This window comes from Aeromonas media (genome assembly GCF_000819985.1).
Taxonomy (GTDB): domain Bacteria; phylum Pseudomonadota; class Gammaproteobacteria; order Enterobacterales; family Aeromonadaceae; genus Aeromonas; species Aeromonas media.
Window position 1 is genome coordinate 1 of the sequence record NZ_CDBZ01000095.1, and the last position, 5,083, is coordinate 5,083.

2 protein-coding genes are annotated in these 5,083 nt (G+C 54.6%); both read left to right on the plus strand.

Annotation, left to right across the window (positions count from 1 at the left end):
* Positions 1 to 384: 384 nt before the first annotated feature.
* Positions 385 to 1,665 carry an MFS transporter gene (locus BN1127_RS08530; RefSeq protein ID WP_034524273.1) on the plus strand — a complete coding sequence of 427 codons (1,281 nt, stop codon included), beginning with the start codon at positions 385 to 387 and terminating at the stop codon, positions 1,663 to 1,665.
* A 54-nt stretch (positions 1,666 to 1,719) separates the two neighbouring features.
* Positions 1,720 to 4,782 carry a beta-galactosidase gene (locus BN1127_RS08535; RefSeq protein WP_082030016.1) on the plus strand — a complete coding sequence of 1,021 codons (3,063 nt, stop codon included), beginning with the start codon at positions 1,720 to 1,722 and terminating at the stop codon, positions 4,780 to 4,782.
* Positions 4,783 to 5,083: the final 301 nt, after the last annotated feature.

A 5,083-nucleotide genomic window follows, 5' to 3' on the forward strand; every position in this document is an offset into this window, starting at 1 on the left:
TAATCATGGGTAATCAGGATCTACAATGTGCCTAGCGTATCTCGGTGCCTGCTATTAACCAAAATCAGGTTAAACATAGATCCTTCATTGCCAATTAGAGTGAGCATAGTGCGAGTGCTATCTAGTCAATGCTTACGTTAATGAGTTTACCTTGTGGTAGCGCTTTCTCGATATTTTATGAAAAAAGTAGATTTTTATTAGTTTTTATGTGATTTGGGTCACTTATTTGTTGTTCTTGTCACTGTCGCAGTGTAACCGATTGCATAAATTGTATCTCTCGTCACAGTACGCTGCATCATTAGTACGTACTCTTGCTGTCATGGGAGGGGATCTTGATGGTTCGCTCAAATGGTCGGCTTGTTATGTGAAATGGGTGGATACTTGATGAGCATTGAAAAACTGTTCGGATTGAACAAAAACTTGGTAATGTTTGGCGCCATATTCTTCCTTTACTTCTTTATAATGGGAGCTTACTTTCCTTTTTTTCCAATTTGGTTACATGATGTAAATGGCATCAGCAAGGCTGAAACTGGAATTGTCTTCGGCACAATTTCTTTATTTGCACTTCTATTTCAGCCTGTGTTTGGGCTGGTTTCTGACAAGCTAGGGCTGAAAAAGCATTTGCTCTGGATAATCATCGGATTACTGGTCTTCTTCGCGCCCTTCTTTCTTTATGTATTGGCACCATTGCTGAAATTGAACATCTATCTCGGTTCTATCGTAGGGGGCATGTACATAGGTTTTGTATTTGCAGGCGGGGCTCCAGCCATCGAGGCTTATGTTGAGAAGGTGAGTCGCTCCAGTCAGTTCGAGTTTGGCCGTGCAAGGATGTTTGGCGCAATAGGCTGGGCTCTCTGTGCCTCTATCGTAGGCATCATGTTTACCATTAACAATGAGTTCGTGTTCTGGATGGGGTCTGCTTTTGCTGTTGTAATGGCGGTTCTATTTTATTTTATAAACCCTGGTCGTGGAAGCACCAGTGAGGTGTTAGATAGTATTGGCGCCAATCAGAAAGGGTTTAGCATAAAACTGGCAATGAGGTTGCTGAAACAAGCAAAATTCTGGTTTTTCACCCTCTATGTAATCGGTGTAGCATGTACGTATGACGTATTTGATCAACAATTTGCAAACTTTTTTACCGCATTCTTTGATACAAAAGAAGAAGGTACTCGTTACTTTGGTTATGTCACCACTATGGGGGAGTTACTGAACGCCAGCATCATGTTTTTTGCCCCACTGATTGTGAATCGAATTGGCGGAAAAAATGCCCTGCTAATCGCTGGGACCATCATGTCTATTCGAATCATCGGCTCATCATTCGCCGAGACAGTTAGCCATGTCATTTTGCTGAAAACCCTGCATATGTTGGAAGTTCCATTCCTGTTAGTCGGCACATTCAAGTACATCACTAGTGAATTTGATGTTCGCTTTAGTGCGACTATCTGGTTGATTGGCTATCAGTTCTTCAAGCAGCTAGCAACCATGTTTATGTCTGTGTGGGCTGGCTCTATGTATGAGGTGATGGGCTTTCGTGAAACCTACTTGGTATTGGGCATTATTGCCGCAACTTTCACCTTTATTTCTATTTTTACCCTCTCAGGAATGGGGCCACTTGGGCTGTTAAAGGGTAGAACGATGGTTTCAAAAAAAGCCGCCAGTTACTAACCGAATGTTTTGTAATCAGAGATTTGAAAAAGGTTATAAAAGATGAATAACAGTATGACGTTACAACAAATCATTTATCGTGCCGATTGGCAAACACAGGCTGTGACCAGTGTAAATCGTTTACCCGCCCATACCCCCATGTTCAGCTGGCGCAGCGAAACCGATGCCAGGGGTGATCTGGCCTCTTCCTCCCGTCTCTTGCTCGATGGCGAGTGGCGCTTCTCCTTCTTTGCCGCTCCCGAATTGGTGCCCGAGAGCTGGCTGGCGCAGGATCTGGTGGATGCTTGCCCCATTACAGTGCCGGGCAACTGGCAGCTGGATGCCGCCTATCCAGCTGCGCGGCCGCTCACCGATGGCCCCATCTACACCAATATCAAGTACCCCTTTCCCTGCGATCCGCCCCGAGTGCCAGCAGAGAATCCTACTGGCTGCTACTCCCGCGAGTTCGAACTGCCCGCCGACTGGCTGGCAAGCGGACAGAGCCGGATCATCTTCGACGGGGTGAGCAGTGCCTTCCACCTCTTCTGCAACGGCCGCTGGGTCGGTTACTCCCAGGACAGCCGCCTGCCCGCCGAATTCGATCTGACCCCATATCTGCAGAGCGGTCGCAACCGGTTGGCGGTGCTGGTACTACGTTGGTCTGATGGCTCCTATCTGGAAGATCAGGATATGTGGTGGCTGTCGGGGATCTTCCGCTCCGTCAGCCTGCTGCACAAACCGTCCCGCCATCTGATGGATATGCGGGTGACCCCCGAGCTGGATGCCTGCTATCGGGATGGCCGTCTCAAGATTGCCCTGCAGGTCGCCAATGGGGCTGGCCTCTCGGTAGAGGCCAATCTCTATGACGGTAGCGAGCGGGTCGCGACCCTGCTCCAGCTGATCGGCACCCAAGCCATTGATGAGAAAGGGGCTTACGACGATCGCGCCGAGCTGTGGCTCGACGTGGCTGCGCCGCGCAAGTGGAGCGCCGAGACGCCCCATCTCTATCGCTTCACCCTGACCCTGCTGGACGAGCAGGGCCAAGCTATCGAGAGTGAGGCATGTGATGTGGGCTTTCGGGTGGTGGAGATCCGTGGCGGCCTGCTGCGGGTCAACGGTCAGCCGCTGCTTATTCGCGGTGCCAACCGTCACGAGCATCACCCTGCCAAGGGTTATGCCATTGATCGCGCCACCATGGAGCGGGATCTGCTGCTGATGAAGCGGCACAACTTCAATGCGGTGCGCTGTTCCCACTATCCCAACCACCCCGACTTCTATCGCCTCTGCGATCGGCTCGGTCTCTATGTGGTGGACGAGGCGAATCTGGAGACCCACGGCATGACCCCCATGGGGCGGCTGGCGCGGGATCCTGCCTGGAGCAATGCCTTTCTGGAGCGGGCCACCCGCATGGTGGCACGGGATTTCAACCACCCCTCCATCATCATCTGGTCGCTCGGCAACGAGTCGGGTTACGGCCCGGCCCACGATGCCATGTATGGCTGGATCAAGCGCAGCGACCCGAGCCGTCCGGTGCAGTACGAGGGGGGCGGGGCCGATACCCCGGCCACCGACATCATCTGCCCCATGTATGCCAGAACCCATCAGGATCAGCCCTTCCCGGCGGTGACCAAGTGGGCGCTGGCCAAGTGGATCGGTCTGCCCGACGAGCACCGGCCACTAATCCTCTGTGAATATGCCCACGCCATGGGGAACAGTCTGGGGGGCTACGCCCACTACTGGCAGGCGTTTCGCGATCATCCACGTCTGCAAGGCGGGTTTGTCTGGGATTGGGTCGATCAGGGGCTCGACAAATACACCGCCGATGGTCGCCACTACTGGGGTTATGGCGGCGATTTTGGTGATGTGCAAAACGATCGTCAGTTCTGCTGCAACGGTCTGCTGTTCCCTGATCGCACCCCCCATCCCGCTTTGTGCGAGGCGAAGCGTGCCCAGCAGCCGTTCCGCTTCACCCTGCTTGAGCACATCCCGCTGCGGGTGCGGATCGAGAGCGAATACCTGTTCCGGGAAACCGATAACGAGCGGCTTTGCTGGCAGCTGTGCGAGAACGGCCATGTGCAGCAGCAGGGGGAGATCTCCCTTGAGCTGGCACCGCAAGGGGTGGTCGAGTTGACCCTGAGCGAGACACTGCCCACCTTTGCGGCAGGCTCACAGGCCTGGCTCGATCTGGCGATCATTCAGCCACAAGCCACCTTGTGGTCGCAGGCGGATCACAAGGTCGCCCGCCAGCAGTTCACCCTGCCGACCCCTCTTTCCCTGCCAGCTCCCGCTGCTGTCGCCATCCTGACTGAGCAACCGGATGGTTGGCGGATCACTGCCGCAAACAGCCAGTGGCGGCTCGACAAGCAGAGCGGCCGTATCACCAGTTGGCAAAAATCGGGGAAGGAGCAGTTGCTGGCGCCGATCATGGATCACTTCTACCGGGCGCCGCTGGACAACGACATCGGCACCAGCGAGGCAGATCACGCTGATCCCAACTCCTGGATTGCCCGCTGGCAGGCGTGTGGCCTCGGTCAATGGCAGCACCGCTGTTTGGGGATCTCGGTCACCGGAGGGGATATCCGGGTCAGTCATGGCTACTTCCACCACGATGAGCTGCTGCTGGTGAGTCACTGGCATCACTGTTTTACCGACGATGGCGCCATGAGCCTGGAGATAGAGACTGAGCTGGCGCAGGCGTTGCCGTCGCTGCCGCGGATTGGTCTGCTGCTCCATCTGGCCGAAGTGCCGGTGCGCGCCGAATGGCTGGGGCGCGGTCCTCACGAGAACTATCCGGATCGCCTGCTGGGAGCCGATCTGGGGCACTGGAGCTTGCCGCTGGAGGCCATGCACACCCCTTACATCTTCCCGAGCGACAACGGTTTGCGCTGCGATACCCGTCAGCTGCAGCTGGGCAGCACGACAGTGAACGGCAGCTTCCATTTCAGTGCCAGCCGCTTCAGTCAGCAACAGCTGGCCGCCGCTCGTCACCAGAGCGATCTGGTGGCCGAAGAGGGGCTGTGGGTATGTCTCGATGGCGCCCACATGGGGGTGGGTGGCGATGACTCCTGGAGTCAGAGCGTGCGTCCCGAGTATCAGTTGCTGGGGCGCAGTTACCGCTGGGGTTGCACCCTTTACTAAGTGAAGTCTGCAAGACTATGATGATGAAGCGCCGGGTGATACCCGGCGCTTCTATTTTTATGAAATGTCATAAACACACCTCCTACACTAAATAGCTGTTCCGAATAGTAGATCACTGCACTCGTACAGCCTCGACAAGAGGCATTGAGCACACATCGAGGTCTGAGTCTTGCCACGTCAGGCTTTGCCACCTGATGGTAGAGATGCTTTACACCACAAGGCTTTCGGCAAAATGTAGCACTATTAGGGGCGCTGTTTCCCAAATCAACCATCAAGCCACAACCCCGCCGATAAACGCCGG